General features: G+C 70.9%; 22 protein-coding genes. 14 read left to right on the top strand and 8 right to left on the bottom strand.

The window, feature by feature from the left end; all coding sequences use genetic code 11:
- Position 1: 1 nt before the first annotated feature.
- The 5 genes from M0R80_10295 to M0R80_10275 form a co-directional block, all read right to left on the bottom strand.
- Positions 2-451 (bottom strand): biopolymer transporter ExbD, encoded by a 450-nt coding sequence (locus M0R80_10295; GenBank protein ID MCK9460017.1) that lies wholly within the window; start codon positions 449-451, stop codon positions 2-4.
- Between the two features lie 9 nt (positions 452-460).
- Positions 461-1,198, bottom strand: coding sequence for a MotA/TolQ/ExbB proton channel family protein (locus M0R80_10290; protein ID MCK9460016.1), 738 nt, complete (start codon positions 1,196-1,198; stop codon positions 461-463).
- Positions 1,199-1,322: 124 nt separating this feature from the next.
- Positions 1,323-1,667 (bottom strand): PDZ domain-containing protein, encoded by a 345-nt coding sequence (locus M0R80_10285; GenBank protein ID MCK9460015.1) that lies wholly within the window; start codon positions 1,665-1,667, stop codon positions 1,323-1,325.
- A 164-nt stretch (positions 1,668-1,831) separates the two neighbouring features.
- Positions 1,832-2,479: a dTMP kinase gene (tmk, locus tag M0R80_10280; GenBank protein MCK9460014.1), complete on the bottom strand. Its 648-nt coding sequence runs from the start codon at positions 2,477-2,479 to the stop codon at positions 1,832-1,834.
- 28 nt (positions 2,480-2,507) lie between these two features.
- Complete coding sequence (locus M0R80_10275) at positions 2,508-5,270, bottom strand: vitamin B12-dependent ribonucleotide reductase (GenBank protein MCK9460013.1); 2,763 nt, start codon at positions 5,268-5,270, stop codon at positions 2,508-2,510.
- Positions 5,271-5,624: 354 nt separating this feature from the next.
- Between M0R80_10275 and M0R80_10270 the strand changes: the two genes are divergently transcribed.
- Genes M0R80_10270 through M0R80_10250 form a run of 5 tightly spaced genes read left to right on the top strand, consistent with a single transcriptional unit; the run spans position 5,625 to position 10,488 of the window.
- Entirely contained in the window at positions 5,625-6,371 is a 747-nt protein-coding gene (locus M0R80_10270; protein MCK9460012.1) for an ATP-binding cassette domain-containing protein, read from the top strand.
- Positions 6,372-6,383: 12 nt separating this feature from the next.
- Positions 6,384-7,277, top strand: coding sequence for a permease-like cell division protein FtsX (locus M0R80_10265; GenBank protein MCK9460011.1), 894 nt, complete (start codon positions 6,384-6,386; stop codon positions 7,275-7,277).
- A 1-nt stretch (position 7,278) separates the two neighbouring features.
- The gene (locus M0R80_10260; protein MCK9460010.1) at positions 7,279-7,818 is read left to right on the top strand and encodes a hypothetical protein; all 540 of its coding nucleotides are present in this window, start codon (positions 7,279-7,281) and stop codon (positions 7,816-7,818) included.
- Positions 7,819-7,828: 10 nt separating this feature from the next.
- A complete protein-coding gene (locus M0R80_10255; GenBank protein MCK9460009.1) occupies positions 7,829-9,796 on the top strand; it encodes a 50S ribosome-binding GTPase in 1,968 nt (655 codons plus the stop codon).
- Positions 9,797-9,810: 14 nt separating this feature from the next.
- Positions 9,811-10,488: a metal-dependent transcriptional regulator gene (locus M0R80_10250; GenBank protein ID MCK9460008.1), complete on the top strand. Its 678-nt coding sequence runs from the start codon at positions 9,811-9,813 to the stop codon at positions 10,486-10,488.
- A gap of 9 nt (positions 10,489-10,497) precedes the next feature.
- Here M0R80_10250 and M0R80_10245 read toward each other — a convergent pair whose 3' ends face one another.
- Together M0R80_10245 and M0R80_10240 are read right to left on the bottom strand one after the other, a co-directional pair.
- Complete coding sequence (locus tag M0R80_10245) at positions 10,498-12,063, bottom strand: helix-turn-helix domain-containing protein (GenBank protein MCK9460007.1); 1,566 nt, start codon at positions 12,061-12,063, stop codon at positions 10,498-10,500.
- Positions 12,064-12,069: 6 nt separating this feature from the next.
- Entirely contained in the window at positions 12,070-12,525 is a 456-nt protein-coding gene (locus M0R80_10240; GenBank protein MCK9460006.1) for a GatB/YqeY domain-containing protein, read from the bottom strand.
- A 57-nt stretch (positions 12,526-12,582) separates the two neighbouring features.
- Here M0R80_10240 and M0R80_10235 point away from each other — a divergent pair, with 57 nt between their 5' ends.
- Both M0R80_10235 and M0R80_10230 read left to right on the top strand, forming a co-directional pair.
- Entirely contained in the window at positions 12,583-15,546 is a 2,964-nt protein-coding gene (locus M0R80_10235) for a hypothetical protein (protein ID MCK9460005.1), read from the top strand.
- Positions 15,527-17,137, top strand: coding sequence for a tetratricopeptide repeat protein (locus M0R80_10230; protein ID MCK9460004.1), 1,611 nt, complete (start codon positions 15,527-15,529; stop codon positions 17,135-17,137). Before M0R80_10235 ends, M0R80_10230 begins: the two co-directional genes overlap by 20 nt.
- A gap of 7 nt (positions 17,138-17,144) precedes the next feature.
- On the opposite strand, the gene M0R80_10225 is transcribed toward M0R80_10230, so the two are convergent.
- Positions 17,145-18,974 (bottom strand): M2 family metallopeptidase, encoded by a 1,830-nt coding sequence (locus M0R80_10225; GenBank protein MCK9460003.1) that lies wholly within the window; start codon positions 18,972-18,974, stop codon positions 17,145-17,147.
- A 140-nt stretch (positions 18,975-19,114) separates the two neighbouring features.
- Here M0R80_10225 and M0R80_10220 point away from each other — a divergent pair, with 140 nt between their 5' ends.
- From M0R80_10220 to M0R80_10190, 7 genes are all read left to right on the top strand, one after another.
- Positions 19,115-19,585 carry a hypothetical protein gene (locus M0R80_10220; protein ID MCK9460002.1) on the top strand — a complete coding sequence of 157 codons (471 nt, stop codon included), beginning with the start codon at positions 19,115-19,117 and terminating at the stop codon, positions 19,583-19,585.
- Positions 19,586-19,595: 10 nt separating this feature from the next.
- Positions 19,596-20,258 carry an ABC transporter permease gene (locus tag M0R80_10215; protein MCK9460001.1) on the top strand — a complete coding sequence of 221 codons (663 nt, stop codon included), beginning with the start codon at positions 19,596-19,598 and terminating at the stop codon, positions 20,256-20,258.
- Positions 20,255-21,331 (top strand): ABC transporter ATP-binding protein, encoded by a 1,077-nt coding sequence (locus tag M0R80_10210; protein MCK9460000.1) that lies wholly within the window; start codon positions 20,255-20,257, stop codon positions 21,329-21,331. Before M0R80_10215 ends, M0R80_10210 begins: the two co-directional genes overlap by 4 nt.
- Positions 21,324-22,421 (top strand): radical SAM protein, encoded by a 1,098-nt coding sequence (locus tag M0R80_10205; protein ID MCK9459999.1) that lies wholly within the window; start codon positions 21,324-21,326, stop codon positions 22,419-22,421. Before M0R80_10210 ends, M0R80_10205 begins: the two co-directional genes overlap by 8 nt.
- A 74-nt stretch (positions 22,422-22,495) precedes the next feature.
- Positions 22,496-23,008: a hypothetical protein gene (locus M0R80_10200; GenBank protein ID MCK9459998.1), complete on the top strand. Its 513-nt coding sequence runs from the start codon at positions 22,496-22,498 to the stop codon at positions 23,006-23,008.
- 83 nt (positions 23,009-23,091) lie between these two features.
- The gene (locus M0R80_10195; protein ID MCK9459997.1) at positions 23,092-23,616 is read left to right on the top strand and encodes a hypothetical protein; all 525 of its coding nucleotides are present in this window, start codon (positions 23,092-23,094) and stop codon (positions 23,614-23,616) included.
- 142 nt (positions 23,617-23,758) lie between these two features.
- Positions 23,759-25,858 (top strand): hypothetical protein, encoded by a 2,100-nt coding sequence (locus M0R80_10190; GenBank protein ID MCK9459996.1) that lies wholly within the window; start codon positions 23,759-23,761, stop codon positions 25,856-25,858.
- Positions 25,859-25,860 lie beyond the last annotated feature (2 nt).

Genomic DNA, 25,860 nt, shown 5'->3' with positions numbered 1-25,860 from the left:
TCTACGGCGACGGGGGCGCGGCCTCCTCGGGCGGCCACTTCCCCTGGGCCGGATCCGTGATCATGCCGAGCTTCGGGATGCCGGCCTTCTTGATGATCGCCATCACCTGCACGACGAACCCGTACGGGACGGTCGCGTCCGCCTGGAGGTACAGCTCGCCCTCGCGCCGGAGCCGCGCGTTGCTCCCGAGCGCGTCCTCAAGCTTGGCGTGCGGGATCTCGGTCTCGCCGAGGAAGACGCGCCTCCCGGCGTCTATCGTCATCACGAGCTTCGACTGGTCGACCTCCATGGGCTCCGCCTTCGCCTTGGGCAGATCGAGCTCGACGCCGCGGCCCATCATGGGTGCGGTGACCATGAAGATGATCAGGAGGACGAGCATCACGTCGACGAACGGCGTGATGTTGATCTCGCTCATCGGCGTGCCGGGTCCCGAAGTCGAAGAAAAGCCCATGGCGTCCCCCTACTTCAGGAAGTGGCGCTTCACGATGTTGAGGAAGTCCGCCGAGAAGTTCTCCATCTCCGAAGACAGCACGCGGATCTGGCGCAGGAAGTAGTTGTACGCGATCACGGCCGGGATCGCCGCCAGAAGGCCTATCGCGGTCGCGATGAGCGCCTCGGAGATCCCCTGGGACACGACCTCCATGCCGGCCGACCCCTCGGCGGTGATCTTCATGAACGAGATCATGATGCCTATCACCGTGCCGAACAGGCCGACGAACGGCGCGGTGGAGCCGGTCGTGGCGAGGAACGGAACCATGCTCTCGAGGTGCGTGATCTCGCTCGTCGACGCGCGGCGCAGGGCGCGCTCCACGTTCCCGATGTCGCCGGCGTGCGTCTCGTCCGTCGCGGGGCTCCCCTTGTCGGCGGCGCCCTTGAGCTTGGACAGCTCGATGTAGCCCGCGCGGAACAGCTGGGAGATCGGGCTCCTGTGGAACGTCTCGGCCGCGGAGTAGATATCGTCGAGCCGCTTCGACTCCCAGAACGCGTCGAGGAACCGCTGTGTCTGCCGGCGGGCGCGCCGGATCTGGATGTACTTGTAGAGGATGATGAACACGCACGCGAGGATGAAGAACCCGAGCAACACGATGACGCCCTTGACGATCGGCGACGCCTCGAGCACGAGGCGGATCATGTCGACGAGGCTGCCCATCGGCTTGTCGGCGGCACCGCCGGCCAGAAAGACGCTGGTCATGTTCATGGCTTGAGGTCCCTCCCTGCGTTGTGCCCATTCAAACGGGTTTGATCGCCCGAGTCAAAATTGCGGCACCTGTAGAAACGCGCGGCGAAGGGATGTTGTTCCTATAGCGCGGTCGGGTCGCCGCTCACGGGACGATCGGAACGGTGATCGTCTTCGGCGCGCCGTCGCGCAGGACGTCGAGCTTCACCTCGGCCGCGGTCCGGAGCACCTCGAACACCGCGAAGAACTGCTCGGGCCGCTCGATCGGCAGGTCGTTGATCCGCGTCACGACGTCGCCGGGGCGCAGGTCCAGATAGGCGGGGATCTCGGATCGGAACGACACGATCCGGAACCCGACGAACTTGCCGTCCTTCTTCGCCGGGTCGATCTGCACCATGGCGAGCGCGTACGCCGGCCCCTTGGCGAGCAGCTCGTCGAGCGCCGCCCGGCGCAGCTCCGTCTCGACGACGGGCGCCTCGGCTGCGCTCACGTCACCGGAGCTCGACGCCGCCTCGATCTTCGATCCCCCACATCCAGCAACACAACAAGCTAGAACACATAAGGTTATTGAGAATATTAGCGAGGCCGCGCAGCGGGGTTGCCTCCCGAAAGCTTGGAGGGAGGCTCCCCGCGTCGCAGGCCGAGCGATTGCGTTCATATCGGTGCTCCTGTGGCGCGGATGCGCTCGACGGCCGCCCAGATCTCCTCCGCGATCTCGTCGACGGGCCTCGAGCCGTCCACGGTGACGAACGGGACGTCCGGGAACGTCTCGCCGATGTGATCGTACGCCTCGGCGATCTGCGTCTGCAGCTCGAGGTCGTCGTAGATCTCGGGCCGGTCCGAGCGCGCGTCGCGGCGGCGCTTAGCGTCCGCGGGATCGACGCGCAGGTAGAACACGACGTCCGGGCGGCGCATGTGCCGGTTGATCTCGAGGATCCACGGGATCGCCCCCTCGCGCCTCGCGCTCACGCTCTGGTAGACGACCGACGACTGCACGTACCTGTCGCAGATGACGTTCATCCCGTCGCGCAGGCTCGGCTCGAGCTCGGACTCCTGGAGGTCCTGCCTGTCGGCCGCAAAAAGGAGCGACATCGTGATCCAGCCCGGCGGCTTGTTGCCGACCGTGACGAGCCTCCCCTTGAGGATCTGCCGGATGAGCATCCCCACGGGCCCGCCCGACGGCTGCGCCATCACGGTCGCGGGCAGGCCGCGGGCGGCGAACCTCCGCCTGAGCTCCTCGGCCTGCGTCGTGGTGCCGGCCCCGTCGATCCCCTCGAAAACGATCAGGTTGCCTCGCTGCATGGGTGTCGCCTCCTGGCGCGGGGGAGGATCAGCTGCAGCCGGACGTCGCGCCGCAGTTCAGGCAGCGGTGGCAGGCGCCGGAGCGGACCATGATCGATCCGCACTCCGGGCACGGCGGCGCGTCGACCTCGGTCTCGAACCCTGCGAAGTCGCTCGTCGCGCGGAACGGCTCCGGCGCGATGCTGCTCATGTCGGACGAGCGCACGGTGACCCGCGGCTCGTCGCCGTCGCCGATGTTCATGCCGTTGAGCGCACACTCCCGCGGGCCGAACTTGAGGTTCATCCACCGGAACAGGTAGTCCATGATCGACTTGGCGATCGGGATCTCCGGGTTGCGCGTGATGCCGGACGGCTCGAACCGCGTGTGGCTGAACTTGTCGACGAGCACCTTGAGCGGCACGCCGTACTGGAGCGCGAGCGAGATCGCGGTGGCGAAGGAGTCCATGAGGCCGGACACCACCGAGCCCTCCTTCGCCATGCGGATGAAGATCTCGCCGACCGTCCCGTCGTCGTACATGCCGGCGGTGATGTAACCCTCGTGCCCGGAGATGTCGAACTTGTGCGTGATGCTCTGGCGCTCGTCGGGCAGCCGCCTCCGCGCCATCTCGGGGGAGTAGGCGCGCGCGGCCTGCATGTTCTTCGCCTTCTCGCTCGTCGAGAGGGGCTGCGTGCGCTTGGACCCGTCCCTATAGATCGCCACGGCCTTGAGCCCGAGCTTCCACGCCTCAAGGTAGGTTTCGAAGATCTCGTCGGCCGTCGCCTCCGGGGGGACGTTGACCGTCTTCGAGATCGCGCCCGAGATGAACGGCTGCACCGCCGCCATCATGCGGATGTGGCCGAGCGGCTCGATCGTCCGCGAGCCGGATTCGGCGCGGAACGCGCAGTCGAACACCGGCAGGTGCTCGGGGCTCAGGTCGGGCGCGCCCTCGATCGTGCCCGTGCGCTCGATGTGCGCGAGGATCGCATCACCCTCCCTGTGCGTGTAGCCGAGCCGCTCGAGCGCGCGGCGGACGGACTGGTTCACGATCTTCAGCATGCCGCCGCCCACGAGGCGCTTGTACTTGACGAGCGCGATATCCGGCTCGATCCCCGTGGTGTCGCAGTCCATCATGAAGGCGATCGTCCCGGTCGGCGCGAGCACCGTGACCTGCGCGTTGCGGAAGCCGTGCTTCCGGCCGAGCGCGCGGGCTTCGTCCCAGACCTGCGTCGCCGCCTGGATCACGACCGGCGACGCGAGCTCCGTGTCGATGTCGTCCACCGCCGCGCGATGCTTGTCTATCACCTCGAGCATCGCCTCGGCGTTCGGCGCGTAGTCCGGGAACGGGCCGATCTTGGAGGCGATGCGCGCGGAGTGGGCGTACGCCTCGCCGGTCATGAGCGCCGAGAGGCCGCCCGCGTAGGCCCGCCCGGCGTCGCTGTCGTACGGGAGGCCGCGGCTCATGAGCAGCGCGCCGAGGTTGGCGTAGCCGAGCCCGAGCGGCCGATACCGGTGGCTGTTCTCGGCGATCCGCTCGGTCGGGTACTTCGCGTTGTCGACGATGATCTCCTGCGCGGTGATCATGATGTCCACGACGTGCCGGAACAGATCCGTGTCGAACTCGCCGTCCTCCCTGACGAACCGCATCAGGTTGAGGGAGCCGAGGTTGCACGCGGTGTTGTCGAGGAACATGTACTCGGAGCACGGGTTCGACGCATTGATCCGACCGGACGCCTTGCACGTGTGCCAGCCGTTGATCGTGTCGTCGAACTGCAGCCCCGGATCGCCGCAGGCGTGAGTGGCCTCGGCGATCTGCTTGAGCACGTCGCGCGCGCGGAGGGTGTCCATCGGCGTGCCGTCGAGCACCGCCTTGGTCTCGTACGTGCGATCCTCGACCACGGCGCGCATGAACGCGTCGGAGGCGCGCACCGAGTTGTTGGAGTTCTGGAAGAACACCGAGCCGTACGCCGGGCCGTTGATGTCGCCGCTGTAGCCCGCCTCGATGAGCGCCCAGGCCTTCTTCTCCTCCTCGACCTTGCAGTTGATGAACTCGACGATGTCCGGGTGATCGACGTTGAGGATGACCATCTTCGCGGCGCGCCGCGTCTTGCCGCCGCTCTTGATCACGCCGGCGAACGCGTCGAACCCGCGCATGAACGACACCGGGCCCGACGCCTGGCCGCCGAGGGACAGCTTCTCGCGCGACGAGCGGATCGGCGACAGGTTCGTGCCGGAGCCGGAGCCGCCCTTGAACAGGGCCGCCTCGGTCGTGGCGAGCTGCATGATCGAGTCCATGGTGTCCTCGACCGCGTTGATGAAGCACGCCGACGCCTGCGGGTGGCTGTCGATCCCCACGTTGAACCAGACCGGGCTGTTGAACGTCGCGAGCTGGTGGAGCAGCACGTGCGTCAGCTCGATCTCGAACGTCTCGGCGTCGTGCTCCGACGCGAAGTAGCCGTCGCGCCGCCCCCACGAGGAGATCGCGCCGACCACGCGATCGATGATCTGCCGCACGGACTTCTCGCGCTCGCCGGACCGGCTCTGGCTGCGGAAGTACTTGGACACCACGACATTCGTCGCGAGCTGGCTCCAGAACGCCGGCACCTCGACGTCATCGACGTCGAAAATCTTCTCGCCCTTGTCGTTGGCGATCGACGCCCCGCGGCGCTCCCAGGCGACCTCGTCGTAAGGGTGGCTGCCCACGCTGGTCAGGAGCCGCGAGAACTTGAGCCCCCCGCCGCCGCCGGAGGTCCTCTTCTTCTTGTCCGCGACCTCTCCCTCGCTTTTCATCGAGAACCGCTCTGTTGTGCTCATGCCGCTCTCCCACAGCGAACGCGCCCGGGCGCCGAACCCCGAAAAGAGCCCTTCCAGCGAGCCCGTACCGACCCGCTGCCGGGCGACGCGCTCACCGTAAATGGGTTTGTGTTGTTCAGTGTTGCCGACCCACGAGTTCTGCCCGCTTTGCCATATGCTGTCAAGGAAAATACCCCATATGTTGTGCACAGCTAGGCCGTAATGGCCAATATCTAGTGTGTTCCTGCACAGATCCACAGTATTCTTCACGGTGTTTCCACAACTTTGCCCACAGCACACTCCCGTTCAGTGGACGCGGGTTCAGTTGGAGCCGTTTTTTTGCTAAAGCGCGGGGCCGAGGACACACTCTGCCTCATGGAAACGCGCAGAGGTCGCGAGAGCTTCGATCACCCCTTCCCGCTCGTCTCGCTGCGGCGCGTGAGCAGGTTCTACAGGCCGGATCGGCCCGCGCTTTTCGACGTGTCGCTCGACATCTGGCGCGGCGAGTTCGTCTACGTGACGGGCGCGTCCGGTGCCGGCAAGAGCACGTTCCTGCGCGTGCTGCACCTCGCGGAACCGCCGGACACCGGCGCCCTCTTCGTCAACGGGCACGACGTCGCGGACCTGCGGCGCGGCGCCATCTCCGTGCTCCGCTGCTCGATGGGCGTGGTGTTCCAGGACTTCCGCCTCGTGGACGACCTCAGCGCGGCGGGCAACGTCGCGCTCCCGCTCGAGGTGCGCGGCGCGTCGAGCGCGGAGATCGAGCGGCGCGTCGAGGAGGCGCTCGAGCGCGTCGGCATGGGCGGGCGAGGGGCGGAGCCGGCGGGCGGGCTCTCCGGCGGGGAGCAGCAGCGCGTGGCGATCGCCCGCGCGCTCGTCGGCGATCCCGAGATCATCCTCGCGGACGAGCCGACCGGCAGCCTCGACGCCTTCTCCGCCAACGTCGTGCTCGACATGCTCGAGGGCGTCTCCCGGCGCGGCACGACGATCGTGCTCGCAACCCACGATCGCATGCTGATCGCGGCGCGCCCGCACCGGGTGGTCGCGCTCGAAGGCGGCCGCCTCATCGGCATGTCGTCGACGGGCGGCGAGACAACCGCCCGCAGCGGCGCGGCCGTCTAGGAGGAGGATCGGATGCACCGTGTGCTCCACGTCGTTCGGCGAACGTTCAGCGGGATGCGGCGGCGGCCTTGGATGCACGCCCTGTCCGTGGTGACGCTCGCGGCGTCGTTCCTGAGCTTCGCGGCGACGCTGACCGCCGCGCGCAACGTCGACGCCCTGCTCGCGCGCTGGCTCGGCGGCGCGGAGCTGACCCTGTACGTCCGCGACGGCGTGCCGGCCGAGGAGGTCGCGCGGCTCGCGGCCGCGATCACGGAGATCGACGGCGTACGCGCCGCGGATGTCGTTGCGCCGCAGGAGGCGCGGGATCGCTTCGCGGCGGATCTCGGGGCGCTCGGCGACATCGCCGTCGCGCTCCCGTCGACCGCGTTCCCGACCGCGATCGACGTTTCGCTGGGCGGCGCCCTCGCGCACAGCCCTCCCGGGCGGCGCGCGCTCGCGGCCCGGCTCGGCGCCGTCCGCGGGGTCGAAGAGGTCGAGCTGTACGACGATTGGTTCGACCGGCTCGCCGCGGCGAGCCTCGTCGCGCGCCTCGCCGCCTTCGGGCTCGGCGCCCTCGCGCTGGTCGTGGCGGTCCTCGTGGTGGCCGCGGCCGTCCGGACGAGCGTGAGCGCGCGTCGCCGCGAGATCGAGGTGCTGCGCTTCATCGGCGCCACCGACGGGTACGTCCGGCTGCCGTTCCTCATCGAAGGCGCCATCGAGGCCGCGCTCGCCATGGGCCTCGCGCTGGCGCTGCTCGCCGCGCTCATGGCCCGGCTCGACGGCGCGCTGGCGGACGTGCTGCCGCTCGTCGGTGTCGGCGGCCTCACGCGGCTCGGCGACGCCGCGACGATCGCCCTCCTCGTCGGCGGCCTCGCCGCCGGGACCTTCGGCGCGGCGCTCACCCTGCGCCGCATCGAGGAGGTCTGAGGTGATCCGCACGGCAGCCGCGGCGCTCGTCGTCTCGACGACCCTGCTCGCGTCGCACGCGGCCGCGGACGATCTCTCCCACGTGAGCGACGCCGAGATCGCGGCCGAGATCGCGGCCCGCGACCAGGACATCGCCCGGACCTCTGCTCGCGCCGCCGAGCTCGCCCTTCGCGAGGCCGAGAACGCCGCCGCGATCGACGCGGCCCGGATGGAGGTGCTGGAGATCGACAGGTCCCTCGCCGAGCGGGCCGGCTTCCTCTACCGGCTCGGGCGGCGCGGCGCGGCGTTCCGGTACCTGCTCGGCGCGCCCTCGGCGTCCGCGTTCCTCAGAAGGTACGCGACGCTCCGGCGGCTCGTCGTCACCCTGCTTGAGGCGCGCAGGACGGCCGGGGTGCGCCTCGCGGCGGCCGAGGCGGCGCTCGAGAAGACGCGGACCGATATGCAATCGGCGCGGTCGATGATAAGTCAGCTCGAGGAGGCCCGACTTGTGCTCGCCTTTGAACTCGCGCGCCGCTCCTCGGGAACGCTCGCCTGGCGCTGAACAGCGGCCCGTGCTGCTCATCGGCCCGCTGCAGTCGGGCAAGACCACGCTCTTCGCGCGGCTCTGCGGTGAGCGGTTCCCGGACATCGCGGTCCCGGCGACGTCGATTACGGCGACGCGCGGTGCCCTCGCGCGAGGCCTCACGCGGACGTTCCTGCGGCGCCTTCTCGGCCGGGGTGGCGGCGACGGCGGCGCCGCGGAGCTCGTCGACACGCCCGGCACGGCGACGCTCTTCCCCGAGGGCGTGGACGAAGCCGTCGCGCGCAGCGCCCTCCTCGAGCTCGATCCGCGGGCCGTTATCGTCGTCGCCGACGCCCGTGATCCGAAGCGCTCGCTCGCGCTCTTCGCGCACGTCGCGGAGTTCGGCATCCCTGTCGTCCTCGCGATCAACATGGAGGACAAGGCGTGGCGTCACCGCGTCGCGATCGACGCCGGGCTGCTCGAGAGCCTCGTCGGCGCGCCTGTGGTGATCACCTCCGCGGCGGACGGCGCCGGGGTGGACGCGCTCGTGTCCGCGCTCGATCGCCCGGCCGTGCCGCGCCGCGTCGCGGCGTTCCCGAAGCACCTGGAGCGCGCCCTCGATCGGGTGCTCGAGGCGATCGGCGCGCCGGGCGCGACCCGCGGGCTCGCGACGCTCCTGCTCGCGCGGGACGACGCCGCGCTGCGACACGTGGGGCGGAAGTTCGGCGATGGTGCACGTGCGCGGACCGCGGCGGTGCTGGAGGAGATCGCGGCGGAGCGGACCGGCCTCCCGCCGGAGCTCGAGATGACCGAGGCGCTGCACGCGGCTGCGGGACACCTGTCCGCGCAGGTGGTCGCCCGCGAGGGGGGCGGCGGCCGGTTCCTGGACGCGTTCGGCCGCGCGGCCCACCACCCGGTGCTCGGGCTCCTGATCGGGGCGGCGGTCGTCGCGGCGGCCTATCTCTGGATAGGAGAGCTCGGCGCGACGCGCGTCGCGGACTGGATCGGCATGCACGTCTTCGACGGCTGGCTGAATCCCTGGGCGGAGCGGCTGGCCGCCCACCTCCCCTCCCCCGTCCTCCGGGACGCGCTCGTCGACCCCGACTTCGGCCTCGTGCCGACGGGGTTCGCGCTCGCGTTCGGCCTCGTCATGCCGGTGCTCTTCTTCTTCTACTTCGCGTTCAACATCCTCCTCGATTCCGGCTACCTGGCGCGGCTCTCGGTCCTCTTCGACCGCGTGTTCCGGCTCGTCGGCCTGAACGGCCGGGGGATCATCCCGCTCACCATGGGCTTCTCGTGCGTCACGATGGCGCTCATCACGACGCGCATGCTCGACACGAAGCGCGAGCGGATCATCGCGTCGTTCCTGCTCATGCTCGGCACGCCGTGCGCGCCGCTGCTCGCGATGATGCTCGTCATCCTCGCGCCGATGCCCGCGTCCGCCGCCGCCACGGTGTTCGGCGTCATCGTCACGCAAACGCTCCTCGCGGGCTTCGCGACGAGCCACCTGCTCCAGGGGAGCGCGTCGGACTTCATCATGGAGATCCCGCCGATGCGCGGGCCGCGGCTCTCGAGCGTCGCCCTGCGGACGGTCCGCCAGACCTACCACTTCATGAAGGAGGCGGTGCCGCTGTTCCTCCTGGCGTCGCTCGTCGTGTTCACCGTGAACCGCCTGGGCGGCCTCGACGCTCTCGAGCGCGCGGCGCACCCGGTAGTCAACGGGCTCCTCGGCCTGCCGGACGAGGCGGTCCGCGTCTTCGTCAAGACGCTGATCCGGCGCGAGAGCGGGGCAGCGGAGCTCGAGCTCGCGCGCGGCGGGTTCGACAACGTGCAGCTCGTCGTGACGATGCTCGTCATGTCGTTCCTCATGCCGTGCATGAATTCGGCGATCGTGCTCGTCAAGGAGCGGGGGCTGCCGACGGCGGCCGCGATGATCGCCCTCGTCTCCGCGTACGCGATCGCGGTCGGGGCTGGGCTGAACGCGGCGTGCCGCGCGCTCGGCGTGACGTTCGGTTGAGAAGGAGGTGCCGCGTGGCGGTGACGGATCGGGAAGAGAACCTGTTGGAGGCGATCGCGATGGCGGCAGAGCACGGCGCCGTGTCGCTCTCGCAGCTGCAGGCGGCCGAGACCGAGGACTCCAAGATCCGAGTGACGTCCGAGGACGTGGACGCGCTCGTCGCCGCCGGATACGCCCGTCGCGATCGGGATCGCGTCGATCTGACCGAGGCCGGGCGGGCCGTCGCGACCGCGACGATCCGGCGGCACCGCCTCGCCGAGATGCTCCTCTACACGCTGCTCGGCGTGGACCGGTCGCTCGCATCGGAGATCGGCTGTCTCGTCGAGCACGGCATCCGCGAGGAGATGATCGACGCGGTCTGCACGCTCCTCGGCCACCCGAGCGCGTGCCCGCACGGTCGCCCGATCCCGCCCGGCGCGTGCTGCCGCGATCGCCTGACCGAGGTCGCGTCGCAGATCGTCCCGCTCACGGACCTCCGGGCGGGGGAGCGGGCGCGGATCGTGTACATCAAGCCGCGGGCCCACGAGCGCATGCACCGGCTCTCGTCGCTCGGGCTGAACCCGGGCGAGATCCTCGAGCTCCACCGCCGCCACCCGGCGTTCGTGCTCCTCTACGGCGACTCCGAGATCGCGATCGACTCCGACGTCGCCGCCGACATCCACGTGAGCCGCTTGCCGCCCAGGGAAGGCTGAGCCGCGCCGCTACTTCCCCGCGATCGGCCGCGCCGCGCTGTACTTGGCCATGAAGTCCCGCGCCGCACGCCGCGCGTCGATCTTGAGGAACTTCGCGAATTCCGCGACGAAGCCGCGGGTGAACACCGCCTCCGGGAGGGCCGCGAACCGCTCCTCCTCGATCGCCTTGAGATACGCCATCGAGATCTTGGCGCGGTTGCAGATGTCGACGAGCTCGACGCCGAGCTCTCGCCGCACGCGGCCGAGGAACGCGCCGTCCACGATCTGGTCCTCGCCGATCTCGATCTCGGGGAGCGAGTCGCGCGTCGCCGTCACCGGCCCGGCGATCGAGCCGCGCAGCTCCGCGGGGCGCTCGTGCGCGGGCGGAAAGCCGTCCGGAAAGACGCGCCGGTCGTATTCGCGCCGCTTCGTCCTGTCGAGCAGCGTCGCGTGCGCCTCCTCGGTCCGCTGCAGGTAGAACGCGCGATCCGTCACGGAGCAGACGCCGCGCCCGGCGAGCCCGTCCGATCCGTACCACTCGCGGATCTGCTTGCGCGCGCGCCGCACCTCCTCCTCGGAAGCGCCGGGGTAGATCTCGAGGATCTCGTAGAGGTTCTGATCGGCCGTGGCCGGCGGGATGAGGGCCGGCTCCGGGAGCTCGCGGCCGTCGAGGTTGAGGAGCCTGCGCACGACGGACTCGAGATCGCGGCACGCGCGGCTGCGCGGGAACTCGACGAGCAGCGGCAGGCCGCGCCGCAACGAGAGCCACACGTTGTCGTCCCAGCCGATCGATCCGAGCAGGCGCGGCGCGACCCCGAGCCAGCGGATCGCCGCGGAGATCATCGCCTCGCCGAGCTCCTCGTCCGCCTTCACCCGGGTCTGGTTCACGACGAGCTGCGGATGGAACACGGCGGCGAGCTCGCGCAGCTCCTCGCCGAGCGCCGGCGACGCGGCGGCTGCGGCGGCGATCACCTCCCGCGGCGAGGGCGGGCTCCCGGGCCGGCGCACGAGCGCGTCGACGACCTGGGCGACGTCCCGCCGCACCGCGCTGGCGCGGGCGCGCGCCAGGAAGGCCGCGAGGAAGAACCGGTGCGTCGCCTCGACCGCGTCCGGGGTCCCGACGGTGACCGATATCGACGCGTCGGCGAGCCCGAAGAGCTCGATGGCGGCCGCGTCCAGACCGGCCGGGGCGTCGAGGAGGGCGTAGTCGGCCCCGAGCGCGCGGATGCGGCGGAGGAGCTCCCCGGCCCCGACCTGCACCAGCGGCGACGGCCCGCCGGCGTCCACCCTCGACGATCCGCCCAGGAGCGAGAGCCCCGTGATCGGCGTCTCCGCGATCGCGTCGCGCAGCTCCGGGACCGAGCCGCAGGCGTAGTCCGCGATCCCGAGCCCGGGCCGCGGCATGCCGAGCCACGCGTGGAGGCACGAGTCGGCGAACGAGAGGTCGGCGAGCAGGACCCGCTTGCCGATCTGCGCGAGGAAGATCCCGAGGTTGGTCGCGAACATCGACGCGCCGACCCCGCCCTTCGCGCCCGAGATCACGAGCACGCGGGTCGCGTCGGATCTCGGCCCGTCGCTTGGCTTCTTCCGACCCATGCGGGCTCAGCCGAGCTTGGCGGCGGCGATGCGCTTGACGAGAGCGGGATCGACGCGATCCTTGTGCTCCTTCATCACCGCGCCCACGACCTTGCCGAGCATCTTCGCGCCGGCCGCGCCCGTCTCGGCGATCGCCGCCACGACCAGGGCCTCGGTCTCGGCCTCGCCGAGGGCCGACGGGGAGAAGGGCGCGAGGTACTCGAGCTCGAACCTGATCTCCGCGATCTGCGACGCCGCCCGTTCGCCGAGCGGCTCGTACTCCGCGAGCGCCTTCTTCTGCTGCCTGGCGTACCGCTGGATCACGCCGAGCCAGAACGCGTCCTCGTCGTCGCACGCGAACCCGGGGGCCGCCCGCTCCTTCGAGGCCTGGGTCTTGATCATGCGCAGCACGTTCATCTCCGCCACGCGCTTGGCGCGCATCGCCTCGGTCAGCCTGGTTGTCAACTGCTCCTCGATGCCCATATGATTCTCCCTGACGTGGCGCCGGCCACCCTTGCGCCGGTTCCCCGGTTATAGACGATGAGCACGTCGACCTACAACTCGGTGCCGCCCGGTCCGGCGCGGGAGATCACGGGCCACCTCTTCCGCCTCCGGCGGCGGGCGCGGCTCGTCACGGCCGTCGCCGGGACGAGCTGGTGCCTGGTCGCGGCCGCCGTCCTGCTCACGTCGTTCGTTACCGCGCTCGGCTGGTGGGGCGGGGACACGGTGCGCGTCGTCGGCTGGCTCGTGTTCTGCCTCGCCATCGTCCTCTCCTTCGGCCTCGCGGTCGTCGGCCCGCTGCAGCACCTCGCGGACCTCGAGGCGATCGCGCGGCGGGTCGGACGCGCGGCGCCCGAGCTCGCGTCCGACGTCCTCAGCGCCTGCCAGTTCTCGACGAGGCGGCCGGATCCGGCGTTCTCTCGCGCGCTCCTCGACCGCCACCTCGCCTCCGCGTCGGCGGCGCTCGCCGCGCTCCCGGCCAAGGCGGTGTTCCCGGGCCGCGCCCTCGTCCCCTCGATCCTCGCGCTGTGCGCGGCGGCGATCCTGTCGACCGCCGTCTGCCTGGCGATGCCCGGCGTCGTCGAGACCGGGACGCGATCGCTCCTGAGCGATCCCCACGCGCCGGAGCTGGCCCTCGTGCGCAAGGCGGCCCCGGCGCCCGTGGTCCGCGATCTCACCGTCACCCTGTACTACCCGGACTACCTCGGCCGCGAGCCGCGTCGGTTCGGCGCGTCGTCCGGCGGCCTCTCGGCGCCGTTCGGGACATCGGTCGTGCTCGAGGCGGAGGCGCGCATCCCCGGCGCCGACCGAGGGACGGTCCTGCTCCCGGGCGGCGAGGCCGTCCCCGTCCAGGTGCTGCCCGACGGGCGCGTCTCGGCCCGCTTCCCCGTCACCGCGGCCGGCATGTTCCGAATTGCGCTCGGCACGAAATCGTCCATGACCGAGGGGCCGGAAAGGCCCATCGAGATCGAGCCGGACGACCCGCCGGCCATCGCGCTCATGCGCCCCGCGGGAACGGTCGAGCTCGACGAGAACGATGACGAGATCATCGACTACGAGGCATCGGACGATTTCGGCATCGAGCGAATCGATATCGTGCTGCGCGCCGGCCTCGGGCGGGAGGTGCGCAAGACGGTGGCGCGCACGGCGAATCACGTCACGCGCTTCAAGGGGCGCTATAGGTTCTCCCCGGAGACGCTGCGCGTCGAGGGCGGCCCGCGGGTCGAGGTCGAGCTCGAGGTCTTCGACAACGACATGATCCGGGGGCCGAAGTCCGGCCGCTCGAAGACGCTCGTCGTCCAGCTGATGACGCGCCTGAGCCGCCACGAGGCCGTGCTCACGGAACAGGGGCGCGCCCTGGACGCTCTCGTGGATCTGCTCGCCGAGCGGCTCAAGGCCGAGTCCGCCGCCGATCCGAAGCGCGATCCGCTGACGGCTGAGCGGTTCGACGTCGTCCGCGCGCAGACCGAGGATCTCCTCGGCAGGACCGCGCGGCTCATCCACCAGATGAACCAGGACTCGTTCTCGTCGCGGCCGGTCGTGGACGCGTACATGCGCATGCGCGAGGACCTCTCGAACCAGCTGCTCCACGAGTCGCGCTTCTACGCGGGCCAGCTCGGCCCGTTCCGGCAGCGCCAGGGCACCGATCGCGTCACGGTCCGCCTCATCGAGGAGGCGGTCCTGCGCATCGACGATCTCATGCTCGACCAGCAGCTCACGCGCCTCGTCGCGGACGGCGGGCTCCTCGAGCGGGGCCGCGCCGAGATCGCGCGCCTCATCGAGAGCTACGGCTCGAACCGCTCCGAAGCGGTGCGGCGGGCGCTGCTCGAGGCGATCGACAGGTTGGAGCAGCTCTCCCGGCGCCTCTCGGAGAGGCTGCGCGGGGTCCGCGGCGAGGTCGCCGACGCGTACCTCAACGCCCCGGCCGCGGCGATGATCGATCTCGACGGCGAGCTCCAGCGGCTGCGCGCGCTGCTGGCCAGCGACGCGATCGCCGAGGCGTCCCAACTCACGGCGCAGCTGGAGCAGAAGCTCGCGAGGCTCATGACCGCGCTCGAGAGCGGCCGGCTCTCGTACCGCAACGATCGCTTCGGCGAGGGCGAGAAGTTCCTGAGCGATCTGCTCGAGAAGCTGCTCGCCGTGGAGTCCGAGCAGCTGCAGCTCCGCCGGGAAACGACCGCCCTCCAGCGCTGGTACCAGGAACGGCTCATGGACGTGATGCGCGGGCGCATCGATCCGCTCGTCAAGCGGCAGCTCGGCGAGGTCTCGAAGATCGAGGAGGAGCTCTCGGACGTCGGCCACCCCGCCGATCCGTCCGGGCGGGAGCTGCTCGTGCGGGCGCGGGTCTCGGCGCGCGAGCTCGGCCTCGCGCTCGGCCAGGGGGATCTCGACGAGTCGCGCCAGCTCGGCGAGGAGCTCGTCGAGGCCGCGAGCGGCTTCGACGAGGAGGACCACGGCGCGCTCGCGGTCGGCCTCCGCAGGACCGCCCGCTCTGCGTCGCGGCTCGTGGCCGAGCTGACGGAGGCGTACCCCAAGCCGGCCCAGGTGTTCGGAGATCGCGAGCGGGGCAAGGTGCGCGAGCAGGCCGCCGCACAGCGCCACCTCGGGGCGCGCACGAAGAACCTCAGGGCGTGGATCCGGGATCAGGGCGACAACCCGAGGTTCCTCATCCACCAGGCGGGCAAGTCGCTCGAAGAGGCCGCGCTGCACATGGCGCAGGGCGTGACGCGCCTCGAGGAGAAACAGGTGCGTGACGCGCTCGAGGAGCAGACGGCGGCGCTCGAGATCCTCGCCAGGCTGCGCGAGGATCTGAAACGCGGCGGCGATCTCGTGCCGCTCGAGTCGCAGCCCATGGCGTTCAAGGCCGAGGTGGACATCCCCGAGCCCGACGACTACCAGGTGCCGGCGGAGTTCCGGAAGGACATCCTCGACGCGATGCGCGACGAGGCGCCGAGCGACTACCGCGACGCGATCAGGAAGTACTATGAGACGCTGGTCAGGTAGCGCCGCCGCGGCCGTCCTCGTGCTCTTCGCGGCGTCCGCGCCCCGCGCCGGCGCGGGGCAGACGGACGAGCTCGCGGCGATCGAGGAGGACATCGCCGCGTGGCGCCTCGAGGACGCCCGCTCCCGCATCGACGGGCTGGCGCCGGAGGCGCGGAAGTCGCCCCGCGCCCGCTACCTCGAGGGCAAGCTCCTGTTCCACGAGGGCGACAACGACGCGGCGGTCGAGGCGCTCCGCAGCGCGATCCAGGAGGCGCGCACGCAGCTCGACTGGAAGCAGCTGCGCGATCGCGTCGAGACGTTCTCCGAGGTGACGGCCGGGCTCGCCTCGAAGCGGGGCGCGGACGGGCGCTTCACCTATCGCTACACGGCGCCCGACGACGCGCTGCTCGTGCCGTACGCGGACAAGGCGCTCGCGGCGCAGCTCGCAGCGCTCTCGAAAGTGTTCGGCGACGCCCCGCGCGCCCGGATCGAGGTCCTGTTCGTGCCGGACGTGGAGTCGCTCGCGGCGCTCTCCGGGCTCCTGCCGGAGCAGATCGAGAGGACCGGCACCGTCGGCGTCAGCAAGTACGGCCGCATCATGGTGCTCTCGCCCCGCGCGCTCGCGTCCGGGTATCCGTGGCTCGACACCCTCGGCCACGAGCTCGCCCACCTCTTCGTCTCGCGCGCCTCGCGCGACAAGGCGCCGATATGGCTGCACGAGGGCGTCGCGAAGCTGTTCGAGGGGCGGTGGCGCGGCGGCGAGACGGGCGCGCTGACGCCCGAGGAGACGTACCTGCTCGATCGCGCGGCGCGCGAGAAGCGGCTCATCCCGCTCAGGCGCCTGCACCCGTCCATCGCGGCGCTGCCGGATCAGGAGGACGCGGCGCTCGCGTACGCCGAGGTGCTGAGCCTCACCCGCTACCTCGACGCGCGGATCGGCCCCGAGAAGGGGATCGCCGCCCTCCTGCGGCGCCTGGGCGAGGGCGCGACGATCGACGGCGCGCTCACGGAGCTGACCAAGTTCAACCTGCGGCGCCTGTACCTTTGGTGGGAGCAGGACGTCTCCGGCCGGCGGCAGACGCCGGTGTCGGCGGTGGGGCTGATGCAGCGGCGCTATCGGCACGGGACCACCGGGGAGAGCGCGCGGCTCGAGGGCGACGTCGACGAGGAGGCCGCCCGGCACGTGCGGCTCGGCGATCTGCTCCGGCTGCGCGGGCACCTCGCGCCGGCGACGGCCGAGTACCGCCGCGCCCTCGCGCTCGAGCGGTCGAGCTCGCCGCGCATCGTCGAGCGGCTCGGCGGCTGCCTCATCGATCTCAGGCGGTTCGAGGAGGCGGCGGCGCTCCTCGCCCCGGTGGCCGCGCTGTACCCGTCCTACACGACCGGCTTCGTCGAGCTCGGCGAGGCGCTCACGGAGCTCGAGAAGTACGACGAGGCGATCGCCGCGCTCGAGCGCGCCGAGGCGCTCAACCCGTTCGACCCGTCCGTGCACTGCCTGCTCGAGCGGTGCTACCGGGCGCGCGGCCGCGCCGACGACGCGAAGCGGGAGGGCGAGCACTGCCTCGCGCTCTCCGCGCCCCCGCCGCCCCGGAAGCCCGCGCCGCAGCCGTAGGCTCTTCTCACCACCCGCACTTCCGCCCTTCGTTCTGCTCGTTCAGCCAATCGATGAGCGGCTGGAAGTACTCGACGATCGCGGTCGCGTCCATGCGGGTCTCGCCGGTGACCGCGGCGAGCGCCTCGGGCCACGGCTTCTCCATCCCCATCTCCATCATCTGCTCGAGCCGCTTGCCCGCCTCCTTGTTGCCGTAGATCGAACACTTGTGGAGGGGCCCCTCGAACCCGATCGCCTTGCACAGCCCGCGGTGGAGCTGGAACTGGAGGATCGTCGCGAGGAAGTAGCGGGTGTACGGCACGTTCGCCGGGACATGATACTTGGCGCCCGGATCGAAGTCGTCGGCGGCGCGCGGGGCGGCGGGCGCGACGCCCTGGAGCTCGCGCCGGAGCTTCCACCAGTGGTCGTTGTACCCGGCCTCCTGCACGGCGCCCTTGAACACGTCGAACCGCCACTGATCCACGACGTAGCCGAACGGCAGGAACGCGATCTTCTCGAGCGCGCGCCGCATGAGCGGGTTCAGGCTGTCGGGCGGCGGCGCGTCGAGCAGCCCGATCTCCACGAGGTAGTCGTCGGTCACGGACAGGGAGATCGTGTCGCCGAGCGCCTCGTGGAACCCGTCGTTCGCCGAGCCCGCGAACAAAGCCGACTTGTCCTTGTACGCGCGCTGGTAGTAGTTGTGGCCGAGCTCGTGGTGGATCGTCGTGAAGTCCTCCGCGTTCACCTCGATGCACATCTTGATGCGCAGGTCGTCCTTCCAGTCGATGTCCCAGGCGCTCGCGTGGCACACGACGTCGCGGTCCCGCGGCCGGACGAACATGGAGCGCTCCCAGAACGTCTTCGGCAGCGGGTCGAACCCCAGCGACGAGAAGAACCGCTCGCCCTGCTCGACCATCTTCCGCGGATCGTACTTCCGCTCGACGAGCGCCTTCGTCACGTCGACCGCGCGCCCCTTCTCGGGCGCCACGAGCGGGAAGAGGGTCGTCCACTCCTGGCTCCACATGTTGCCGAGGAGGTGCGCGGGGATCGGGCCGTCCGCCTTGACCTTGTCCGCGCCGTACTTCTCGGCGAGCTTCGCGCGGACATGGCAGTGGAGCGCCTCGTACAGGGGCCGGACCTGCTCCCAAAGCCGCGCGATCTCCTTCTCGAACGCCTCCGGCGGCATGTCGTAGCGCGACTTCCACAGGTCGCCGAGGTTCGCGAAGCCGAGCTCCCGCGCCCCCTCGTTGCCGAGCTCGACGAGCTTCGCGTACTCGGCGCGCGCGGGCTTCGCCGCGTCGTGCCAGCCCCTCCAGGCGGCGAGCAGCGCCCCGTAGTCGCCGCTCGTCGCGATCGTGTTCGACAGGTCGTCGAGGGTCCGGCAACCGTCCTTCTCGCAGACCTTGGCCTTGCCGTAGCGGCTCTTGAGCGACGCGGAGAGCGCGGCGAGCGCCTCGCGCTTCGCGGGATCCGTCGGCGCCGGGAGGTCGATGCTCGATCTCAGGAGCTCGAGCTTGCGCTTTTCGGACGGGGAGACGTCGACGCGCGTGAACCGCTGCGCCTCGGCCGCCTTCTGCGACACGAGCTCCATGACCGCCTCCTCGGCCGCGGCGGCGATCGCGTCCGTGTCTTCCGTGATGTACGTCGCCTTCACCCACGCGGCGCGCTCCTGCGCGATCCACGCTTCGAGCAGCTCGTCCTCGAGCGCCGTGATGAACTCCTCGGCCTCGGCGACGGTCGCCGGGCCCTTCGTCCCGTCCCTCGCCTCGGCGTCGCCGCAGGTGGCGGGCGGCGGCGGGCCGTCGCACGAGGCGAGGAGCGCGATCGTCGCGATGAGAACGGCGTTGCGTTGTTTCATGGCGTCCTCCGGGAGGTTGGATTGTCGGGCGGACGATAACACAACGGGTGGGAGGCATGGGAATCCTGAGAGGCATGGCCCGAGCAGGAAACCCGCGCGTTTCTCAGCGAGATGTCGTAGTCTTCTCCGCGGGAGGTCCCATGGACGACACGACGTACATCGGCGGCGAGGAGCCAAAGAAGAAGCGCACGCGCGTGAAGTGGTTCTCGTTCATCTTCGCCGGGGCGCTGATCTTCCTCGGAATCAAGATCACCCTGTACGCGCGGGGTGTCGGCAGCATCGATTCGGAGGCGGCCGATCCGGCGCAGCTGGCCGCGCAGGCGGCGGTGATAGCGCAGCTCGGGCTGATAAGCTGCCTGTCGATAGGGCTCGGCGGCATCGCGCTCGTCGTCGGGATCGTCGGGAGCATCGTGAGAGCGCCCTGGGTGAAGCTCCTCGAGATGCTCGAAGCGCTCGCCTTCGTCGGTGCCGGCGGCTTCATCCTCGCGACGAGCGGAGGCCTGTTCGGCCCGGCGTTGCCGATCGTGCTCGTCGTCATCGGGGTCGTCCAGGGGATCGTCGCCTTCCGGGAGTACCGAAGGCTCGCGGCCGCGGGCGTGAAGAAGGGGTGAGCGTCCCGGCATGCTCGACAGCGCGACGTACGCCGAGGTGGCCGAGATCACGGGGCGCACGCTGCTCGTGTCCGGGGGGGCGCTCGCCTTCGCGGTGCTCCTCGGCGTGCCGGCGGGCGCCACGCTCGCCGTGCGCCGCGCGTTCCCGGGCCGCGGCCTCGTCATGGCGCTCGTCAACACCGGCATGGGGCTGCCGCCGGTCGTGGTGGGCCTCCTCGTGGCGCTCGCCCTGTTCCGGGGCGGCCCCCTGGGCGCCCTCGAATGGATGTACACCGTCCAGGCGATGATCGCGGCGCAGGCGATCATCGCCTTCCCGCTCGTCATGGGGCTCACCGCCGCCGGGGTGCAGCAGCTCGATCCGAACCTCGCGCTGCAGCTCAGATCCCTGGGCGTCGGCGGCCCGCGGCTCGGGTGGATCCTGCTGCGCGAGGCGCGGCTGTCGGTGCTGGCCGCGGTGATGGCCGGGTTCGGCGGCGCGATCTCGGAGGTCGGCGCCGTGATGATGGTGGGCGGCAACATCCGCGGCGAGACGCGCGTGCTCACGACCGCCGTCGTGCAGCACACCCGCATGGGCGACTTCGCGACCGCGATCGCGCTCGGGCTCGTCCTCCTCGCGTTCGCGTTCGCTATCAACCTCGCGTTCACGCACATGCAGCAAGGGGGCCGGCGATGAGCCCGCACCTCCTCGAGGCGCGGGGGGTCCGGATCTCCAAGAGCGGGCGCCGGATCCTCGACGTCGACCACCTCGGGATCGCGCCGGGCGAGACCGTCGCCGTGCTCGGACCGAACGGCGCGGGCAAGTCCACGCTCATCCAGGTGCTCGGCCTGCTCGAGCGGCCGGAGGAGGGCGCGGTCGTCTTCCGCGGCCGCGAGGTCTCGCCGCGCGACGAGCGCGAGGTGCGCAGGCGCCTCGCGTGCGTGTTCCAGACGCCGCTGCTCCTCGACAGGTCGGTGCGCGAGAACGTGGAGCTCGGGCTGCGCGTGCGCGGCGTCGGCCCGGACGAGCGGGATCGGCGCATCGAGCGCTGGTGCGGACGGCTCGGAATCGCCGAGCTCGCGGCGAGGCGCGCGCGAACCCTGAGCGGCGGCGAGGCGCAGCGCGTGAACCTGGCCCGGGCGCTCGTGCTCGAGCCCGAGGTGCTCCTGCTCGACGAGCCGCTCGCCGCGCTGGACGCGCCCACCCGGACGTCGATGCAGGGGGAGCTCGGCGCGCTCATCCGCGGGGCGGCGATGGCCGCCGTGCTCGTGACGCACCACCGGCGGGAGGCGCTCGCGCTGGGCGATCGGGTGGCGGTGATGCTCGGCGGTCGGGTGCGCCAGATCGGCACGCCGGACGAGGTCTTCTCGCGGCCCGCGGATCTCGAGATCGCGCGCTTCATGGGGTTCGAGAACCTGCTCGCGGCAGAGGGCGACGGCGCGGCGATTCGGTTCCCCGGCGGCATCGCGCTCCATCGGGAGGGCGGGCCGGACGGGCCTATCACGGTGTGCCTGCGCGCAGAGGACGTGCGGCTCCTCGCGACGGGCGAGCTCCCGGATCCGGCGTCCAACCGCCTCGAGGGGACCCTGGGCGCGCTCGCGCCGAGCGGCGACGGCTACCTCGCCCGGATCGACTTCGGCGGGCTCGCCCTCGACGCCCACCTCACGCGCGCCGAAGCCGCGGCGAGGGGGCTCGGGCCGGGCGCGAGGTGCGAGGCGTCGATCCGCCCGGCCGCGCTCCGGGCGATCGGCGGAGGGATGCGTGCCTGAGTCCGGCCTCGCGAACGCCCTCCGGCGCGCCACCCACCCGCTCTACAGGCGGCTCGAGACCACCGTCCATCCGCTCCGCTACCTCTTCCTGGAGATCACGCAGCGCTGCAACCTCGCGTGCCTCCACTGCGGGAGCGACTGCGGCCGCGCAGCGGACGACGCGCTCTCCCTGACCACGGAGGAATGGCTCCGGCTCGCCGACGGCCTCGCTGCGCGCTTCCCGAAACGCCGCGCGCTCATGTGCGTCGTCACGGGCGGCGAGCCGCTCTGCCACCCGGATCTCGACGCGATCCTCGGCCGCGTGTCGGGCCACGGCTTCCCGATCGGCCTGGTGACGAACGGCTACGCCCTCTCCGAGCGCGCCGCCCGCAAGCTCCGCGGGCTCGGCGTGTCGAGCCTCACCGTGAGCCTCGACGGCCTGAGCGGCGCCCACGACTGGCTGCGCGGCGTGCCCGGCGCGTTCGAAAGGACCGTCGCCGGGATCGGCTTCGCCGCGGCGGTCGGCTTCCCGCTGTTCGACGTGGTCACGTGCGTCAACCCGCGCAACCTGGGCGAGCTGGACGCGGTGCTCGATCTCCTGCGGGGCCGGGGCGTACGCCGCTGGCGGATCTTCTCGATCTTCCCCAAGGGCCGCGCGGCGGGCAACCCGGACGTCCTCCTCTCCGCCGAGCAGCTCCGCGCCCTCCTCGGCTGGATCCGGGCGCGGCGCCCGATGCTCGCCGCCGCTGGGTTCGACCTCGACTTCAGCTGCGAGGGGTACCTGCCCGCCGAGATCGACCGGGCGGTCCGCTCCGAGCCGTACTTCTGCCGGGCCGGGATCTGCATCGCGTCGGTGCTCCACGACGGCGCCATCGCCGCGTGCCCGAACGTCACGCGCAGCCTCGTGCAGGGGAACGTGCGGACCGACGATCTCGCGACCGTCTGGGAGGAGCGCTTCGAGAGGTTCCGGGACCGCTCCTGGATGCGCCGCGGGCCGTGCGTCGGGTGCGGCGAGTGGGGCCGCTGCCAGGGCAACTCGCTGCACCTCTGGGACGACGCGGCGAACGAGACCGGCCTGTGCACCTTCCGCGTATTCGAGACGCCGCGGTGAGCGCGGTCGATTTTTTGTCCGCCGGACGCCGTTTGTGGCCCAATAGAAGGTACCAAACGGAAGGGAGCAATTGAATGACGACGAAGACATTGGCCGCGCTGACAGGCCTCTGCCTCGCGCTCGTGGCGCCGTCCTGCGGCGGCGAGGACCCGAGCGGCGGGGTCGACGGCGGCACGGACGGAGGCACGGACACCGACTCGGACACGGACGTCGACACCGACTCGGACACCGATTCGGACTCCGACGCGGACGGCGGACCGGACGGGAGCGCGGACTCCGACGCCGATTCCGACGCCGACACCGACTCGGACGTCCCGTGCACGGACGTCGACGGCGAGTGCACCGTGAACCCGTGGGACTCCTGCCCCGCCGGGACGCAGCCGTACGGGGCCGACGATCCGCTCGACTGCGAAGGGCACTGCTGCGTGGACGCACCGGACGGCTACTCGTGCAGCTCCTCCACCGCCTACGCCGACTGCCTGCCCGGCGACACTTGCGGCGACATCGACGAGTGCTGGGGGCCGGGCACGGGTTCCCTCGATTGCCAGGAGGGGTACGTCTGCTGCTCCTGGCAATGCTACGGCTGACCGCGCGCGGGGAGCGGCCCTGAGAGGGCAGGATGAACGCGTCGCAGACCGCGGCGCGATCTTGAAACAGAGGAGAGATTAGAATGACGAACAAACTGTGGATCACGGTCACCGGTCTCGTGCTCGCGGTCCTCGCCGCGCCAGCCTTGCCCGCGTGCGGCGACGACGCGGGCGGCGACAGCGATTCGGACACGGATTCCGACACCGATTCCGATTCCGATTCCGACACGGACACGGACTCCGACTCCGACTCCGACACCGACTCTGATTCCGACACCGATTCCGACACGGACTCCGATACCGACACCGACACCGACACCGACACCGACACCGACACGGATTCCGACTGCACCGACCTCGGCGGCACGTGCAACGGGGCGGTGTGGGAACTGTGCGAGGCCGGGCTCGAGCCGTACTCGCTCGAGGATGCGCTCGGCTGCGAGATGGGGCTCTGCTGCGTCGACGCGCCCGGCGACTATGCGTGCAACGAGTCCTCCGGCTACGAGGACTGCATCCCGAGCGCCGCGTGCACGGGTTGTTGGGAGACGTCCACGAGCGGGCTCGCGTGCGAGGAGGGTCGCTCCTGTTGCACGTACATTTGCGACTAGCTTCGCCCGCGGGCGGCACGATCTCGCTTGCCGCGCCGAAATTCGCCGCGACGTCTCGTCGATGTTGAGCATCCGCGGTCCGTCTGATAACCTGCCTCGCGGATCTTGATGCACATGTGGCCCAGCGCGAGGTCGGTCGACGATGAGCAGAACGAAAACCTGTCCGGCGTGCCAACGTGAGATTCCGATGCTCGCGGTGCGTTGCAAGCACTGCGGGTTCAAGCTGTCGAGCGTCTCCGAGGCGGACCCGCGGCCGAGCTCCGCGCCGCCGGCGCCGCCGCCCATGGTGCGGGTCTCGAGCCCGCCGCCGGCGCCGCCGCCCATGGTGCGGGTCTCGAGCCCGCCGCCGGCACCGCCGCCCATGGCGCGGCTCTCGGGCCCGCCGCCCGCGCCACCGCCGAGGCCCGCGGCACCGGCGCCCGCGGTGGCGTCCCAGAAGCGCACGATGTTCATGACCGCGATGGCGCCCCCCCAGCGGCCGGTCGGGTTGGGCACGCCGGGGGACCACGGGCCGGTCGAATCGAGGGCGACGATACCGCCGCCGCCGGTCGGCCAGCACTCGCCCTCGGCGCCCAGGTTGCCGACCGCGCCCGCCTACAACCCGCCGGCCAGGACGGACGATTCCGACGACTGGATCCCGACGACGCGCGATCTCGTGGACGAGTCCGAGCTGATCATGCTCTCGCCCGACTCGTCCTCGCTGCAGCAGATCCCGGTCGAGGAGATCGCCGCCACGGTTTCCGATTCCGACATCATCCGCGACGACGACCGACTGGACGACGAGGAGATTCTCGGAGACGACGACGCGCGCAAGGAGTCGGACTTCATCCTCTTCAAGTATCTGATGTCCGACGATGCGCTCGACGATCTCGAGGCCAAGCGCTGGCCGCCGGCGCTCGTCAAGATCCTCGGCAAGGTGCGCTACCTGCACGCGCTCGCGGCCGCGGCCGTGTTGCTCGCGCTGATCGTGACGGTCGTGATCCTGATCGCGCTGCCGTCCTCGGACGACGAGGCCGCGCAGGCGGGCGGCGCGGCAGGGGGCGTCCCTGTCGCCGCAAAAGGTGGCGCGGGACCTGGACCGAAGGCCGTGACCGGCGGCGCGAAGGAGGTGCCCCCGATCGCGAAGGCCGTCGAGGCGCCGACCGGGCCGGTGGCGGCGCCGGGAACGACCTGTAGGAAGTGGGCCGAGTACCCGGCGCTCCCGTGGCGCGAGCACCTCGAGGCCGCGGCGAAGGCCGTGGGGGCGGACAGCCCGTGCGGCCTGTTCGGCGCGAGCCCGGCCAAGGTGGCGGATGCCCTCAAGGATCTCCAACGGGTCGGGCCGGGCGGCTACGATCTCGTCCCCGGCGCCGAGCTGCTCGAGCTCTACCCGACCGGCAAGGCCGACCGCCGCGGCCCCTCCGCGGAGTTCCTGTTCATCGGGGGCAAGCTGTTCGAGATCCGGCTCTCCTATCGCGAGACCGTCCCGCTCGCGGCCTCCGCGGGCGACTTCGAGGAGCTCCTCGGAACCAAGGCCGAGAAGATGACGGACCACCTGGACCGGAAGGTGCAGCGGCTCGCGGACAACGACGTCGTCATCGAGCTCATCGAGGAGGAATGGTACAAGCGCAAGCTGAAGACCGTCGTCTTCGCGAGCGCCGCGATGCGCGGGTCGATCGAGGCGGGCAGAGCGGATCGCGAGGCCGCCGAGAAGGAGCTCTCGGCCGGTGACGCCGCGCTCGGCAAGTGGAAGGTGGACGGCGCCCTCGATCACTTCAAGAACGCCGCCGGCAAGGCGCCGAGGTTCGGCTACGCCTACGCGCGGCAGGGGCTCGCGCTGACTCGCCTCGAGCGGTTCGACGAGGTGGAGAACGTCGCGCGCAAGGCGCTCGACGTGAGCACCGAGAACCGGGCGCGCGCCGAGGCGTTCGGCCTCCTGGCCGTCGCGGCGCTCTTCCGGGGCGACATGGCGAAGGCGATCGCGAGCTTCGAGTCCGCCGCGGCCGCCGATCCGGCGAACGGGTTCTTCCAGATGTCCGCGAGCGAGCTCAAGACCGGCACCTACACGGTGGACCGTGTGGCGCGCACCGCCGCCCGCATGGAGTGCCGCGGCGACAAGGGGCTCAAGGCGACCGAGCAGGGGCTCCTCGCGCGCGGCAACTTCCCGAACCTCGGGAAGTACTTCGAGGCGATCGGCAGGGCCAAGTCCGACCCTGCGTTCGCGAAGGCGAAGAAGGAGTTCGCGAAGCGGGAGTGCCCGTGACG

The sequence above is a fragment of the Pseudomonadota bacterium genome (assembly GCA_023229365.1).
Taxonomy (GTDB): Bacteria; Myxococcota_A; Polyangia; order JAAYKL01; family JAAYKL01; genus JALNZK01.
This window is presented reverse-complemented; position numbering and strand designations above follow the sequence as displayed.